14 protein-coding genes and 1 tRNA gene are annotated in these 14,595 nt (G+C 65.2%); 3 read left to right on the plus strand and 12 right to left on the minus strand.

The window, feature by feature from the left end; all coding sequences use genetic code 11:
* Positions 1-5 precede the first annotated feature (5 nt).
* Complete coding sequence (locus BXA03_RS14080; protein WP_076508820.1) at positions 6-836, plus strand: proteasome-type protease; 831 nt, start codon at positions 6-8, stop codon at positions 834-836.
* A 52-nt stretch (positions 837-888) separates the two neighbouring features.
* Positions 889-1,689, plus strand: a complete 801-nt coding sequence (locus BXA03_RS14085; protein ID WP_076509316.1) for an alpha/beta fold hydrolase — start codon at positions 889-891, stop codon at positions 1,687-1,689.
* 205 nt (positions 1,690-1,894) lie between these two features.
* Here BXA03_RS14085 and BXA03_RS14090 read toward each other — a convergent pair whose 3' ends face one another.
* The 12 genes from BXA03_RS14090 to BXA03_RS14145 form a co-directional block, all read right to left on the minus strand.
* A complete protein-coding gene (locus BXA03_RS14090) occupies positions 1,895-2,719 on the minus strand; it encodes an undecaprenyl-diphosphate phosphatase (protein ID WP_076508822.1) in 825 nt (274 codons plus the stop codon).
* A gap of 115 nt (positions 2,720-2,834) precedes the next feature.
* Positions 2,835-2,911, minus strand: a tRNA-Pro gene (locus BXA03_RS14095).
* Positions 2,912-2,977: 66 nt separating this feature from the next.
* On the minus strand, positions 2,978-3,511 hold the full coding sequence (locus BXA03_RS14100) for a MerR family transcriptional regulator (RefSeq protein ID WP_076508825.1): 534 nt from the start codon (positions 3,509-3,511) through the stop codon (positions 2,978-2,980).
* 113 nt (positions 3,512-3,624) lie between these two features.
* Positions 3,625-4,008: an integration host factor subunit alpha gene (locus BXA03_RS14105; RefSeq protein WP_083716086.1), complete on the minus strand. Its 384-nt coding sequence runs from the start codon at positions 4,006-4,008 to the stop codon at positions 3,625-3,627.
* A 19-nt stretch (positions 4,009-4,027) separates the two neighbouring features.
* Positions 4,028-6,457 (minus strand): phenylalanine--tRNA ligase subunit beta, encoded by a 2,430-nt coding sequence (gene pheT / locus BXA03_RS14110; RefSeq protein ID WP_076508828.1) that lies wholly within the window; start codon positions 6,455-6,457, stop codon positions 4,028-4,030.
* Between the two features lie 15 nt (positions 6,458-6,472).
* Entirely contained in the window at positions 6,473-7,516 is a 1,044-nt protein-coding gene (pheS, locus tag BXA03_RS14115; protein ID WP_076508830.1) for a phenylalanine--tRNA ligase subunit alpha, read from the minus strand.
* 178 nt (positions 7,517-7,694) lie between these two features.
* A complete protein-coding gene (gene rplT / locus BXA03_RS14120; RefSeq protein WP_017758897.1) occupies positions 7,695-8,054 on the minus strand; it encodes a 50S ribosomal protein L20 in 360 nt (119 codons plus the stop codon).
* A 28-nt stretch (positions 8,055-8,082) separates the two neighbouring features.
* Positions 8,083-8,286 (minus strand): 50S ribosomal protein L35, encoded by a 204-nt coding sequence (gene rpmI, locus BXA03_RS14125; RefSeq protein ID WP_017758898.1) that lies wholly within the window; start codon positions 8,284-8,286, stop codon positions 8,083-8,085.
* 142 nt (positions 8,287-8,428) lie between these two features.
* Positions 8,429-9,025, minus strand: coding sequence for a translation initiation factor IF-3 (gene infC / locus BXA03_RS14130; protein ID WP_076508833.1), 597 nt, complete (start codon positions 9,023-9,025; stop codon positions 8,429-8,431).
* Positions 9,026-9,131: 106 nt separating this feature from the next.
* On the minus strand, positions 9,132-11,039 hold the full coding sequence (gene thrS, locus BXA03_RS14135; protein ID WP_076508836.1) for a threonine--tRNA ligase: 1,908 nt from the start codon (positions 11,037-11,039) through the stop codon (positions 9,132-9,134).
* 280 nt (positions 11,040-11,319) lie between these two features.
* Positions 11,320-12,651: an isocitrate lyase gene (gene aceA / locus BXA03_RS14140; protein ID WP_043113209.1), complete on the minus strand. Its 1,332-nt coding sequence runs from the start codon at positions 12,649-12,651 to the stop codon at positions 11,320-11,322.
* Positions 12,652-12,995: 344 nt separating this feature from the next.
* On the minus strand, positions 12,996-13,445 hold the full coding sequence (locus tag BXA03_RS14145) for a gamma-glutamylcyclotransferase family protein (protein WP_076508839.1): 450 nt from the start codon (positions 13,443-13,445) through the stop codon (positions 12,996-12,998).
* A gap of 123 nt (positions 13,446-13,568) precedes the next feature.
* On the opposite strand from BXA03_RS14145, the gene BXA03_RS14150 reads away from it, so the two are divergent.
* On the plus strand, positions 13,569-14,456 hold the full coding sequence (locus tag BXA03_RS14150; protein WP_234983690.1) for a DMT family transporter: 888 nt from the start codon (positions 13,569-13,571) through the stop codon (positions 14,454-14,456).
* Positions 14,457-14,595: the final 139 nt, after the last annotated feature.

A 14,595-nucleotide genomic window follows, 5' to 3' on the forward strand; every position in this document is an offset into this window, starting at 1 on the left:
TCATCATGACGTACTGCGTAGGCATCAAACTCAACGCCGGCCTGGTCTTCCTGTCGGACTCCCGCACCAACGCCGGTGTGGACCACATCAGCACTTTCCGCAAGACCATCGTCTACGAGCAGCCCGGCGACCGGGTGATGGTGCTGCTATCGGCCGGCAACCTGTCGATCTCGCAGTCGGTGCGCGAGATCCTGCAGATCGAAGAGCTGGAGGAGCGCGGCCGCGAAGGCCCGCCCATCACCATCTGGAACGCCAAGAGCATGTTCGACGCCGCACGCGTGCTTGGCTCGGCCGTGCGCCATGTGTACGACCGCGACGGCGAGGCACTGAAGGCGGCCGGCGTGGACTTCAACGTGAGCTTCATCCTGGGCGGCCAAGTCAAGGGCGAGGGCATGCGGCTCTTCCTCGTCTATTCAGCCGGCAACTTCATCGAGGCCACGCCCGAGACACCCTACTTCCAGATCGGCGAGGCTAAGTACGGCAAGCCGGTGCTCGACCGCGTGCTTACGCCCGACACGCCGCTGGACGAGGCCGCCAAGTGCGCGCTGGTGTCGATGGACTCGACCATGAAGTCCAACCTGTCGGTGGGTCTGCCGCTGGACCTGGTGGTGTACGAAGCCAACCGCCTGCAGACCGACAAGGTGATCTGCATCGACGCCGACAACCCCTACTTCCGCATGATCCGCGACGGCTGGGGCCGCAAGCTGCGAGAGGTATTCGACAGTCTCGAAGACCCGGTCTGGAACGATGACCACACCGCGCACCCGCTGAAGATGCCGGCCGGCCGCCACGGCGCGCTGCGCAAGATCTCGACGCGGGACGAGAAGCTGATCTGAGTTGCACTCTTCCGTGCCTGCTTCAGCGCCCCCGTCTTCCGCCGCAGCCACGCTGCCGCCCATCGTCTTCTCGCACGGCAACAGCTTTCCGGCGAGCACCTACCGGGTGATGCTCGACAGCCTGCGTGCCCGCGGCTTCGCCGTGCACGCCATCGAGAAGTTCGGGCACGACCCGCGCTTTCCGGTCACCAACAACTGGCCCCACCTGGTCGAGCAACTCGCCGAGTTCGCCGCGCCCATCGCCGATGGAGCGGGCACCGCCCCGTTCCTGGTCGGCCATTCACTGGGCGGCATCCTGAGCGTGATGTGCGCCTCGCAGCATCCGCTGCTGGCGCGAGGCGTGGTGATGATCGATTCGCCCATCATCGACGGCTGGCGCGCCGGCACACTGGGACTGGTCAAGCGCACGCCGCTGATGCGCCGGGTGTCGCCCGGAATGGTCAGCCGCAAGCGCCGCGACAGCTGGGAAGACCGCGAGGCCGTGTTCGAGCACTTCCGCCACAAGAAGGCCTTCGCGCGCTGGCATCCGCAGGTGCTGCACGACTACATCGACCACGGCACCTTCGTTCACGGCGATGCGCGCGCCCTGGCCTTCGACCGCGACGTCGAGACGGCGATCTACGACAACCTGCCCGACAACATTGGCAGCCTGCTGCGCCGCCGGCCCCTGCAATGCCCCTGCGCCTTCATCGGCGGGCGCCAGTCGGTGGAGATGAAGCGCGCCGGCATGGCCGCGACGCTGCGCCTGACGCGCGGGCGCATCAGCATGCTGGACGGCACGCACCTCTTTCCGATGGAAAAGCCGATCGCGACGGCAGCCGCCATCGAGGCCACGCTGCGCAACCTGCTCTGAGGACCTGCTCGACCCCCGGGCGCGTCGGGTCGACGAGCACTGCGCGGTGCTCCAAAGGACAAAAGCCACCGGCCTGCAACCGGTGGCTTTTTTATTGGCACTTCATGTGAAGACTCATGGAAGCGCGCTACACCGGCTTATGCGCCCCACAACCGTTCGGGCTGAGCTTGTCGAAGCCGAGGCGCGATAACCCGCCCCGCGCCGTTCAATCCGCCCACACCACCAGCCCGCTCCAGGCCGTGCCCAGCACGATCAGGCCGAACACGATGCGGTACCAGGCGAAGGGAATGAAGCTGTGGGTGGAGATGTAGCGCAGCAGCCAGCGCACGCACAGCCAGGCGCTCACAAAGGAGAACACCAGGCCCACCGCGAACATCGGAATGTCCGCCACGGACAGCAGTGCGCGCTCCTTGTAGAGGCTGTAGACGCCCGCGCCGATCAACGTCGGAATGGCCAGGAAGAAAGAGAAATCGGTCGCCGCCTTGCGCGACAGGCCCAGCAGCATGCCGCCAATGATGGTGGAGCCGCTGCGACTGGTGCCGGGGATCATGGCGAAGCACTGCACCAGTCCCACCTTGAGCGCATCCAGCGGCGTCATGTCGTCCACATGTTCGACGCGCACGGCGCCGGGTGGGCGCTTCTCGGCCCACAGGATGATGAAGCCGCCGATGATGAAGGTGCTGGCCACCACCGTGGGCGTGAAGAGGTGCGCCTTGATGGCCTTGCCGAACAGCAGGCCCAGCACCACGGCCGGCAGAAAACCGATGAGCACGTTGAGTGCGAAGCGTTGGGCTTTGCGCTGGCGCGGCAGTGCCACGACGGTGGAACGGATCTTCTGCCAGTACACAAGGATCACCGCGAAGATCGCACCGGTCTGAATCGCAATGTCGAAGACCTTCGCCTTGCCGTCGTCGAAGCCGAGCAGCGAGCCGGCCAGGATGAGGTGGCCGGTGGAGGAAATCGGGAGGAACTCGGTGAGCCCTTCCACGATGCCCATGATGGCGGCCTTGACCAGCAGAACGATGTCCAAACGGAACTCCTTGATCGACGGTCGGACCCTGGTCGGGTCCGGGGAACAGCTGCAGCGCAGACAACAAAAAAGCCGCTGAGGAAATGACTCCGCAGCGGCTTTCAGCTTTTTTTATTGGTCGGTGTGAAAGGATTCGAACCTTCGACCCCTTGCACCCCATGCAAGTGCGCTACCAGGCTGCGCCACACACCGAAGCCATAAAGTATATACCGAAATTCGCGAGCCTCACGAACTTGGCACTGAGAAATCCAAGCCTCGTCAGTAGAGGCTCAACAGTTCGCGCAGCTCCACCAGTTCGCGTCGAAGCAGCGCCACGGGATAGGCATCGGAGATCACAGGCAAGGGCGAACCCACCACGAGTTCGGCATCGGCCGCCACACGATGCGCCGAGTGGCGTGCGCCCTCCGCCGGCACCGCCGGCGACACTGCCTCGTCGAACGCCGGATCGTCATCGAAAGGCTGCTCGGCAAAGGTGAGCTGAGCCTCGGCATCGTCTCCGGCCAACTCGCCACGGCGGCGACGATCGCGCTCGGCCTGGGCCAGTTCCTGGAGCCGGTTGCGTGCACCGCTGATCGTGAAGCCCTGCTCATACAGCAGATCCCGGATGCGCCGGATCATCAGCACCTCATGGTGCTGGTAGTAGCGGCGATTGCCCCGCCGCTTCATGGGCCGCAACTGCGTGAATTCCTGCTCCCAGTAGCGCAACACGTGGGGCTTGACCCCGCACAGTTCGGCCACCTCACCGATGGTGAAGTAGCGCTTGACGGGAATCGGAGGGAGGCTGTTCTCCATCGAAATCAACACGGTGCGAGGCAAACGTGCGAGGTTACTCCAGCACCGCTGCACATACCAGCCGCCGAATGTCCAAAGTGCACAAAGATGTGACGACGGCGCTCGGGTGGGCGTCAGTCGACTTCTGCGCCGCGCCGGACTTCGGCCGGGGCCACCGCCATGGGCGTCTGCGCGTCGGCCGCCACGGCCTCGTGCAGTTGCTCCTTGAGCTTGGCACTGGCGTGGAAGACCGCCACGCGGCGAGGACCGATCGGAATCGACTCACCCGTGCGGGGATTGCGGCCGGGTCGCGCGGCTTTCGTGCGGATCTGGAAGTTGCCGAAGCCGGAAATCTTCACCTCGTCGCCCTCGATCAGCCGCTGGCCGATGACGTCGAAGAAGGCTTCCACCATGTCCTTGGCCTCACGCTTGTTCAGGCCGATCTGTTCGAACAGCAGTTCCGACAGCTGCGCCTTGGTGAGCGCGGGCGTCTCGATGGCGTCGATCTTGAATTCCATGTCGTCGTCGTCCTGGGTTTCAGCCGCGCAGGCGCGCGCCCACCTCTTGCTGGGCCTTCGCGAGGATGGCCGACACGGCGGCATCCACCTGTTCGTCGGTCAGCGTGGCCTCGCCCAGGAAGGCCAGGCGCACGGCCATGCTTTTCTCGCCCGCAGCGAGGGTGCCGGGCGCAGCAGCGTTTGCCTCAGGCGCCGGCCGGTAGATGTCGAACAGCGCCGCATCGCGCAGCAGGCCGCCGGTGTCTGCAGTGCGCACGGCATCCAGCAGAGCGTCGTGGCTCACCGATTCGGCCACCACCACGGCGATGTCGCGCTCCACGGACTGGTGGCGCGGCACCGGACGCAGGGCCGGCATGGCCCGCGCCGTCACGGCGTCGAGCGACAACTCGAACAGCATGGGCGCGAAGGGCAGGTCCCACTGCTGGCGCCAGCGCGGGTGCAGCTCGCCAATGAAGCCGACCGGTTGACCATCCACGAGCACCCGGGCGCAGCGGCCCGGATGCAGCGCGGGATGCTCCGCCTTCTCGAAACGCACGGCGCGCGGCGCGAGCAGCGCTTCGACATCGCCCTTGGCGTCGTAGAAATCCACACGCTGCGGCTTGCCGTCCCAGCGCGCAGCCTCGTCGTCGCCCCAGGCCAGGCCCGCCACATGCACCGGCTGGCGCACGCCCTTGACGCTGCTATCGCTGGTCACGACGGCATCGTCGCGCGCGAACACACGGCCCACCTCGAACACGCGCACGCGCGGCGCCTTGCGGTCCAGGTTGAACTTGAGCACGGCCAGCAGCGAACCCATGAGCGACGAGCGCATCACGCTCATCTGACTGGCGATGGGGTTGAGCAGCTGCACCGGGTTGGCGTTGCCCGCCAGATCGCGCTCCCATGCCGCTTCGACGAAGCTGAAGTTGATCGTCTCCTGGTAGCCCAGGTCGGCCAGCCGATGGCGCACGGCGAAGCGGCTGCGCTGCGCTTCCGACAGCACGCGGGCGCGGATGGGCGCCAGCGGCGGCGTGGACGGCAGGTTGTTGTAGCCGACGAGGCGCGCGACCTCCTCGATCAGGTCTTCCTCGATGGCGATGTCGAAGCGGTGCGGCGGCGGCGTGACGGTGAGCGTGCCCTCGCCCTCGGTGAAGTCCAGGTGCAGCTTGCGCAGCACGTCGGCGCACTGGGCCTGGGTGATCGGCATACCGATCACGCGCTCGGCACGCGCGACGCGCAGCGTGACGGGCGTGGCCTCGGGCAGCTTGAGGACCTGGTCGTCGATGGGGCCGGCCTGGCCGCCGCAGATCTCCTGCACCAGGCGGGTGATGCGCTCGATCATGGCCACGGTGCGGCTCGGATCCACACCGCGCTCGAAGCGATGGCCGGCGTCGGTCGAGAAGTTGAAGCGGCGCGAGCGGCCCTGGATGGCGGCCGGCCACCAGAAGGCAGCCTCGATGTAGATGCTGCTCGTGTCGTCGGACACGGCCGTGGCGTCGCCGCCCATGATGCCGGCCAGGGACTCGACCTCGCGCTCGTCGGCGATCACGCCCACCTGCGCGTCGACCGTGACGGTGTTGCCGTTGAGCAGCTTGAGCTGCTCGCCTGGCCTGCCCCAGCGCACCGTGAGGCCGCCATGGATCTTGTCGAGGTCGAATATGTGCGAGGGCGAGCCGTACTCGAACATCACGTAGTTGGAGATGTCCACCAGCGGCGACACGCTGCGCTGGCCGCAGCGCGCCAGGCGCTCGACCATCCAGGCCGGCGTGGCCGCGCGGGTGTTGACGCCGCGCACGATGCGTCCCGAGAAGCGACCGCAAAGGTCAGCGGCCTCGACGCGCACCGGCAGCTTGTCGTCCAGTTGCGGCTGCACCGGCTCGATGGCCGGCGTCTGCAGCGGCGCACCGGTCAGCGCCGACAGTTCGCGCGCGATGCCGTAGACCGACAGGCCATGCGCCAGGTTGGGCGTGAGCTTGATGGTGATCAGCACGTCGTCGAGCTGCAGCAGCTCGCGCACGTCGGCGCCCACCGGCGCATCGCCAGCGAGTTCGAGCAGGCCACCGTGGTCGTCGCTCAGGCCCAACTCGCGGGCGGAGCACAGCATGCCCTGGCTCTCCACGCCACGCAGCTTGCCCAGCTTGATCTTGAAAGGCTTGCCGTCCTCGCCGGGCGGCAGCTCGGCGCCGACCAGCGCGCAGGGCACCTTGATGCCCACACGGGCGTTGGGTGCGCCACAGACGATGTTTAGCAGGGCGCCATGGCCGGCGTCCACCTGACACACGCGCAGGCGGTCGGCATTGGGATGCTGCACGGCCTCCTTGATCTCACCGACGACGATCTTGGTGAAGGGCGGCGCAGCGGGACGGCGCTCCTCGACTTCAAAGCCGCCCATGGTGAGCGTATCGGCCAGGGCTTCGGAGGACAGCGGCGGATTGCAGAAGGCGCGCAGCCAGGATTCGGGGAATTGCATCGGGTCGCCCTCGTCTTATTGGAATTGGTTCAGGAAGCGCAGGTCGCCGTCGAAGAAGAGGCGCAGGTCGCTCACGCCGTAGCGCAGCATGGCCAGGCGGTCGATACCCGAGCCGAAGGCGAAGCCGATGTACTTCTCCGGGTCCAGGCCCATGTTGCGCACCACCTGCGGATGCACCTGGCCCGAGCCCGAGACCTCCAGCCAACGCCCGGCCAGCGGCCCCTTCTCGAACATGATGTCGATTTCGGCGCTGGGCTCGGTGAAGGGGAAGTAGCTGGGGCGGAAGCGCAGCTTGAGCGCGCTCGTCTCGAAAAAGGCCTGGATGAAGTCCAGGTACATCACCTTCAGGTCCTTGAAGCTGACGTTCTGGCCGATCCACAGCCCCTCGACCTGGTGGAACATGGGCGAGTGGGTGGCGTCGCTGTCCACACGGTAGGTGCGGCCCGGTGCGATCACGCGGATGTCGGGCATGCTCTCCTGGCCGGCGTACTGGCGCGCATGGGCCTGGGCATAACGCACCTGCATCGGCGAGGTGTGCGGGCGCAGGTTGAACAGCTGGCCGTCATCGTCCTTCATGTCGACGTAGAAGGTGTCCTGCATCGACCGCGCCGGATGGTTCGGCGGGTTGTTCAGCGAGGTGAAGCTGAACCAGTCAGTCTCGACCTCGGGGCCATCGGCCACGTCGAAGCCCATGCTGGCGAAGATGGCCTCGATGCGCTCCTGCGCACGCGCCACCGGGTGCAAGCCACCCCCGGCGCGGCGGCGGCCCGGCAGCGTGACGTCCAGCGCCTCGGCCTGCAGCTGGGCATTGAGTTCCGCATCGGCCAGTTCCTGACGACGGGCATTGAGCGCGGCCTCGATCGCCTGCTTGGCCACGTTGATGGCGGCGCCGCGGCTCTTCTTCTCGTCGACCGGCAGCTGGGCCAGGCCCTTCATGAGTTCCGTGACCCGGCCGGACTTGCCGAGGAACTGCGCCTTCGCGTTTTCGAGCTCAGCGGGTGCCCGGGCGCCAGCGAAGGCGGCACGGGCTTGGTCGACCAGGGTGTCCAGTTCGTTCATGGAATGCGTGCGATGCGGAGAAATGGAGAGGGCCGTGACCGCGGGACGCGAGGGCACCGACCGGGAGTCGATGCGCGCGCCGCGGGGCCCATGAAAAAGGGCCGGAGCTTTTTCAAGCGCCAGCCCTGGAACCGTGGGTGTGCGCGTCTCCGCCGGAGCGGACGCGCACGGGGCGGAATCAAGCAGCCAGCTTGGCCTTGACCTGCTCCACGATGCCGGCAAAAGCCGCCTTGTCGTGCACGGCGATGTCGGCGAGGACCTTGCGGTCGATCTCGATGCCGGCCTTGCGGATGCCGTTGGCGAACTGGCTGTACGTCAGGCCCAGTTCACGGGAGGCGGCGTTGATACGCGCAATCCACAGACGACGGAAAACGCGCTTCTTGGCGCGGCGGTCACGGTAGGCGTACTGGCCCGCCTTCATCACCGCCTGCTTGGCGATGCGGAAGACGTTGCCGCGACGACCGCGGAAGCCCTTGGCAAGGGCGAGAACCTTCTTGTGGCGGGCGCGAGCGGTTACACCACGTTTGACGCGAGGCATATTGAATCCTTCCTAGTTCGTCGGTTGATCAAATGCCTTGGCCGGGCAGCATGGCGGCCATCGAAACCATGTTGGTCTCATGAACCGTCACCGCACCGCGCAGGTGGCGCTTGTTCTTGGTGGTCTTCTTGGTCAGGATGTGACGCTTGAAGGCTTGACCGCGCTTGACGGTGCCACCGGGACGAACGCGGAAGCGTTTCTTCGCGCTGCTCTTGGTCTTCATCTTGGGCATGTGAATGCTCCTTTTACTTGTGCTCGCAAGGCGCCGGGAATCCTTCCCGAACTTGTTGGCCTTCGAGGCACTTCTTCATCCCGCCACCCGCGCCTTGCGGCGCCAGCGGCGAAATCCTTTGTAGGCAGGCGAAGCTCGCGCTTCAAGCCTGGCCGGACGTTGCCGGCTCGGCGGCCTTGGGAGCCGCCCCACCCTTCTTGCGGCCCGGCGCGATCATCATGATCATCTGCCGGCCTTCCAGCTTGGGGAACTGCTCGACCACGATGGCGTCGCCCAGTTCGTCCCGGATGCGCTGCAGCAAGGCCAGGCCCAGCTCCTGGTGCGTGATCTCGCGGCCACGGAAGCGCAGCGTGATCTTGCACTTGTCGCCGTCGTCCAGAAAACGACGGATGTTGCGCATCTTGATGTTGTAGTCGCCATCGTCGGTACCGGGTCGGAACTTGACTTCCTTAACCTCGATGACCTTCTGCTTCGACTTCGCCTCGGCGGCCTTCTTCTGTTCGAGGAACTTGAACTTGCCGTACTCGATCAACCGGCAGACCGGCGGATTGGCGGCAGCGACGACCTCGACCAGGTCCACGTCGCTCTCGCCGGCAAGACGCAGGGCCTCGGACAGGCTCACGACGCCCAGGGCCTCGTTGTCGGGTCCGAACAGGCGAACTTCCGGGGCCATGATTTCCCGGTTCAGGCGGTGTTGGCGTTCCTCGCGTTGGCGACGGTCGCGAAATGCAGTAGCGATGGCTTCAGTCCTTCATCAGATGCTACAGATTCTGTAGCTAAAACCGCTTTGGCGCGCGCTCAAGCGATGCGCAGAGCCGGACATTGAAATCCGGCCCCGAGGTTTGTCAACGCTTGTTGGAGATGTCGTCGGCGATCTTTTGGGAGAACGCCTCAATCGACATGACCCCGAGGTCGACATTGCCCCGGGCGCGCACTGCGACGGCACCGGCCTCCCGTTCCTTGTCGCCGACGACGAGGATGTAGGGAAGCTTTTGCAGCGAGTGCTTTCGTATTTTATACGTGATCTTTTCGTTATGCAGATCCAGCTGCACTCTAAACCCTTGATGGCGCAGCGTTTTCGCAACTTCGGCCGCATAGTCGGCCTGTGAATCCGTGATGTTGAGCACCGAAACCTGGACCGGGGCAAGCCACGCGGGCATCGCGCCGGCGTGGTGTTCGATCAGCATGCCGATGAAGCGCTCGAGGCTGCCGACGATGGCACGGTGCAGCATCACGGGGTGGGCGCGACCGCTCGACTCCGTCACGTACTCGGCGCCTAGACGCTCGGCCATGTTGAAGTCCACCTGCATCGTGCCGCATTGCCACTGACGGCCGATCGCGTCGCGCAGCGTGTACTCGATCTTGGGGCCATAGAAGGCCCCGTCGCCCGGGGCGATGACGAAGTCCACGCCCGAGCGACGCAGCGCTTCCATCAGCGCGCCTTCGGCCTTGTCCCAGAGCTCGTCGGAGCCGATGCGGTGCTCGGGGCGCGTCGCCACCTTGTAGAGGATGTCCGTGAAACCGAAATCCGCGTACACCTTGAGCAACTGCGACGTGTAGGCCACGCATTCCTCGAGGATGTGGTCCTCCGTGCAGAAGATGTGGCCGTCATCCTGCGTGAAGCCGCGCACCCGCATGATCCCATGCAGGCCGCCCGAAGGCTCATTGCGGTGGCACTGACCGAACTCACCATAGCGCAGCGGCAGTTCACGGTAGCTGCGCAGGTCGCTCTTGAAGATGAGCACATGGCCGGGGCAGTTCATCGGCTTGAGCGCATAGTCGCGCTTCTCCGACTCCGTGACGAACATGTTCTCGCGGTAGTTCTGCCAGTGACCCGTCTTTTCCCACAGGCTCTTGTCGAGGATCTGTGGGCCCTTCACTTCCTGGTAGCCCGTGTCCTTGTAGACCTGGCGCATGTACTGCTCCACGGCCTGCCACAGGGCCCAACCCTTGGGATGCCAGAAGACCACGCCGGGTGCGACGTCGTCGATGTGGAACAGGTCGAGTTCCTTGCCCAGCTTGCGGTGGTCGCGCTTCTCGGCCTCCTCGATGCGCTGGATGTACTGATCGAGCTGCTTCTTGTCGGCCCAGGCCGTGCCGTAGATGCGCTGCAGCTGTTCGTTCTTGGCATCACCGCGCCAGTAGGCGCCGGCCAGCTTCGTAAGCTTGAAGACCTTCAGGAAGCGCGTGTTGGGCACGTGCGGGCCGCGGCACATGTCCACATATTCCTGGTGGTAGTACAGGCCCATGGCCTGCTCCTCGGGCATGTCCTCGACCAGGCGCAGCTTGTAGTCTTCACCACGGGACTTGAAGACGTCGATCACTTCGGCGCGCGGCGTCATCTTCTTGATGACGTCGTAGTCCTGCGCGATCAGCTCCTTCATGCGCTGCTCGATGGCCGCCATGTCGTCCGGCGTGAAGGGGCGCTCGTACGAGATGTCGTAATAGAAGCCCTCGTCGATCACCGGGCCGATCACCATCTTGGCCGTGGGATAGAGCTGCTTGACCGCATGGCCGACCAGGTGGGCGCAGGAGTGGCGGATGATCTCCAGCCCTTCCTCATCCTTGGGCGTGATGATCTGCAGGCGAGCGTCGTGGTCGATGAGGTCGCTGGCGTCCACCAGCTTGCCGTCCACCTTGCCCGCCACCGTGTTCTTGGCGAGGCCGGGGCCGATGGACTGGGCCACCTCGGCCACCGTCACGGGACCGGGATATTCGCGGCGGGAGTTGTCGGGGAGCGTGATCTGGATCATGGAAAACCTCGGAGCGGAAAACAAAAAAGCGCGGGAATGAGCCGCGCTTCGTGCTGAATGAACGGGCCGGACCTGCCGGCGCTGCGCGGTGCTACCGGCCACTCCCCACGGGAAGCGGACCGAACGTTGCGGTGCCAGTAGTTCGCGGTGTCATAACCAGTTTGCCTTTCTCGCCCTTGTTGGTGGACAGCCGGTGAGCCGGCGATTGTAGCGACGGCCAACGGAAAAGGCCCGGCGATTGCCGGGCCTTGCTCGCGCCAAATGCGGCGCAATGCGCTGATCAGTGGAACTGCTCTTCTTCCGTCGAGCCCGTCAGCGCCTTCACGCTGGACGAGCCGCCCTGGATGACGGTGGTCACGTCATCGAAATAACCGGCACCGACTTCCTGCTGGTGCGACACGAAGGTGTAGCCCTTTTCGCGCGCAGCAAATTCGGGCTCCTGCACCATCTCGGTGTAGTGCTTCATGCCTTCGCCGCGGGCATAGGCATGGGCGAACTGGAAGGTCTGGAACCAGTTGATGTGGATGCCGGCCAGCGTGATGAACTGGAACTTGTAGCCCAGGGCCGACAGGTCTTCCTGGAACGAGGCGATCTGCTTTTCGTTCAGGTTCTTCTTCCAGTTGAACGAGGGCGAGCAGTTGTAGCTCAGCAGCTTGCCGGGGCAGGCGGCGTGCACGGCCTGGGCGAATTCTCGGGCGAAGCCGATATCGGGCACACCGGTCTCGCACCACACCAGGTCGGCATAAGGTGCGTAGGCGACGCCGCGGCTGATGGACTGCTCCAGGCCGTTCTTGACGCGGAAGAAGCCTTCCTGCGTGCGCTCGCCCGTCAGGAAGGGCTTGTCGTTGGCGTCATGATCGCTGGTGATCAGGTTGGCAGCCTCGGCGTCGGTGCGGGCCAACACGATGGAGGGCACGCCCATCACGTCTGCGGCGAAGCGCGCGGCGATCAGCTTCTCGACCGCCTCCTGCGTGGGCACCAGCACCTTGCCGCCCATATGGCCGCACTTCTTGACGGCGGCCAGCTGGTCTTCGAAGTGCACGCCCGCAGCGCCGGCCGCGATCATGTTCTTCATCAGTTCGAAGGCGTTGAGCACGCCGCCGAAGCCGGCTTCGGCATCGGCCACGATCGGCAGGAAGTAGTCGACGAACTCCGCATCGCCGGGGTTGATGCCGCGGCCCCACTGGATTTCGTCGGCACGCTTGAAGGTGTTGTTGATGCGGCGGACCATGGTCGGCACCGAGTCGTACGCGTACAGCGACTGGTCGGGGTACATGGTCTCGGACGTGTTGCCGTCGGCGGCGACCTGCCAGCCCGACAGGTACACGGCCTCCAGGCCGGCCTTGGCCTGCTGCATGGCCTGGCCGGCGGTGATGGCGCCGAAGGCATTCACATAGCCCTTCTTGGCGCCGCCGTTGATCTTCTCCCACAGCTTTTCTGCACCGCGCTGGGCCAGGGTGTATTCGATCGGCACGGAACCGCGCAGGCGGACCACGTCGGCCGCGCTGTAGCCGCGCTTCACGCCCTTCCAGCGCGGATTGGTCGCCCAGTCCTTCTCGAGGGCACTGATCTGCTGGTCGCGGCTGAGTTGTTCGGTGATGGCTTGAGGCATGGTGGACTCCAAGGTTGCAATGACGGGTCGGAAGGCTGAGCGGCGGTCTTCGCTGCTTGGCTCTACTGTACGAGCATCTCTTGTGTCTTATGTCTTATATAAGACTTTATTAAAGCCAATAATTTCAACAACTTAAGATGATATTTTCGCGATAAGAAACGCGTTTCTTCTTTCTGAAAGGCATGATCCAAACCTGCCGCGCCGAAATTCCACAATGAGAAACGCTTTTTCCCAGCGCGGAAGCGTCGGACACGTGACTGGGACTTGGACGGCGTCGTGTGGTGGCCGCCCGCAATGCCGAGCCGTCGGATGGTGCGTCGGGGGCGGGGACAACCGGCTGCCCATCACCTCGCAACCGTTGCTCCTGCCAGGTGTGCAATCCAATCGCCAGAGGCGATGACAGGTCTGCCTCGGGCGCGTCGTGGATGGATCTCATAGACCAGGCAATCCACACTGCCACCGCCCTCCATCACCACGCTCACGTGCCTTCGGCGGTACTCGCCTTCGTCATCGTCCTGGACCTCTTCCAGGGCATCGAGCGCCCGCTCGACCGCGGGCGCGATCTCGTACACCTCGCCCCACACCCGACCGGGACCGCCCAGGACCACGCCTGGATAGGCGCCCAGGTCATGCAGCGTGCCCGCGATACAGCCTGCGCCGCGAAAGCAGGGCGCCGGCGGTCCGAAGCGGTGGATGTCGTTGCTGCCGCTACGCCGCAAGGTGCCGTACACGAAGACGGAACGTGGCGGGTCCGAGGAATGCCGCGGCAGAAGGGCGTTCAATGGCTCAGGCATGATGGATCGATCCCGCGCACGCAGACGCGGAACGTGAAGACAAGAAAGACCAGTCTAGTGACGCCGTCCCCCGCGCCCACTTCGCCCCATCGTCTCCTCTCGTATGGCTGCCTGGCGCTCAGCATGACGCTCGTCGGCAGCTATGTGGCCCTGTCCAAGCCGCTGGCCGCGACCTTTCCGGTACTGCTGCTGGCCTGGCTGCGCTTCGGCATCGCGGCGCTGGCGATGCCGCATTGGCTGCGCAGGCCGGCCGACGAACCACCGATGACTGCGCGCACGCGATTCCTGGTGTTCCTGGAATCCTTCCTCGGCAACTTCCTGTTCTCCATCTTCATGCTGTTCGGCGTACGCATGACCAGCGCCGTCTCGGCAGGCGTGATCATGGCGGCGATCCCTGCGGTGGTGGCCATCGGCAGTTGGCTGTTCCTGCGCGAACGCATCGGCGCACGGGTGGTGGCCGCCATCGGATGCGCCGCTGCGGGCATCGGCCTGCTGGCGCTGGCCCCGCATCCGGCCCACGCGGACCCGACAGGCCCCACGCCAGCCTGGCCCTGGCTGGGCAACCTGCTGGTGTTCTGCGCGGTCCTGTGCGAGGCGGCGTATGCGGTGATCGGCAAGTCGCTCACAGGGCGACTGGGACCCCGTCGCATCTCGGCACTGATCAACCTGTGGGGCTTCGCGCTGAGCACGCCTTTCGGTCTCGCGCTCGCCTGGCACTTCGACTTCTCCGCCGTACCCGGGGGGATGTGGATGCTGCTGGTGGCCTACGCCCTGGCCGCCAGCATCTGGACCGTGTGGCTCTGGATGACAGGCCTACAGGGAGGCGTGCCCGCATCTCAGGCCGGTGTCTTCACGGTGATGCTGCCGGTGGCAGCAGCGCTCGTGGGCGTGTTCGTGCTGGGCGAGTCGCTGTCGACGCTGCAACTGCTTGCTTTTGCTGCAGCACTCGCAGGGGTCGTGCTGGCCACCTGGCCCTCGCGCAGCGGCCGGCCCGTGCCCGCGCAACGTTGAGCGACGCCGCGCGGTTTGCCCTCTGAAAAAAAGCAACGCGCCCCTCGGAAAAGCCTTGATCTCCCTTGGAAAGGCGTTTCTTCTCCTTTAGCATCAGCGACACCCAAGAAGACACGCTTTTCATTGGGAAGACTGCATC

This window comes from Pseudacidovorax sp. RU35E (genome assembly GCF_900156165.1).
Classification (GTDB): domain Bacteria; phylum Pseudomonadota; class Gammaproteobacteria; order Burkholderiales; family Burkholderiaceae_C; genus Xenophilus.

Bases quoted from the DNA above. Each gene is read 5' to 3' on its own strand.
- BXA03_RS14150 (WP_234983690.1), top strand. From the start codon at position 13,569: ATGACGCTCGTCGGCAGCTATGTGGCCCTGTCCAAGCCGCTGGCCGCG.
- rplT (WP_017758897.1), bottom strand. From the start codon at position 8,054: ATGCCTCGCGTCAAACGTGGTGTAACCGCTCGCGCCCGCCACAAGAAG.
- BXA03_RS14105 (WP_083716086.1), bottom strand. From the start codon at position 4,008: ATGGAATTCAAGATCGACGCCATCGAGACGCCCGCGCTCACCAAGGCG.
- pheT (WP_076508828.1), bottom strand. From the start codon at position 6,457: ATGCAATTCCCCGAATCCTGGCTGCGCGCCTTCTGCAATCCGCCGCTG.
- thrS (WP_076508836.1), bottom strand. From the start codon at position 11,039: ATGATCCAGATCACGCTCCCCGACAACTCCCGCCGCGAATATCCCGGT.
- BXA03_RS14100 (WP_076508825.1), bottom strand. From the start codon at position 3,511: ATGGAGAACAGCCTCCCTCCGATTCCCGTCAAGCGCTACTTCACCATC.
- pheS (WP_076508830.1), bottom strand. From the start codon at position 7,516: ATGAACGAACTGGACACCCTGGTCGACCAAGCCCGTGCCGCCTTCGCT.
- aceA (WP_043113209.1), bottom strand. From the start codon at position 12,651: ATGCCTCAAGCCATCACCGAACAACTCAGCCGCGACCAGCAGATCAGT.
- BXA03_RS14080 (WP_076508820.1), top strand. From the start codon at position 6: ATGACGTACTGCGTAGGCATCAAACTCAACGCCGGCCTGGTCTTCCTG.
- rpmI (WP_017758898.1), bottom strand. From the start codon at position 8,286: ATGCCCAAGATGAAGACCAAGAGCAGCGCGAAGAAACGCTTCCGCGTT.
- BXA03_RS14145 (WP_076508839.1), bottom strand. From the start codon at position 13,445: ATGCCTGAGCCATTGAACGCCCTTCTGCCGCGGCATTCCTCGGACCCG.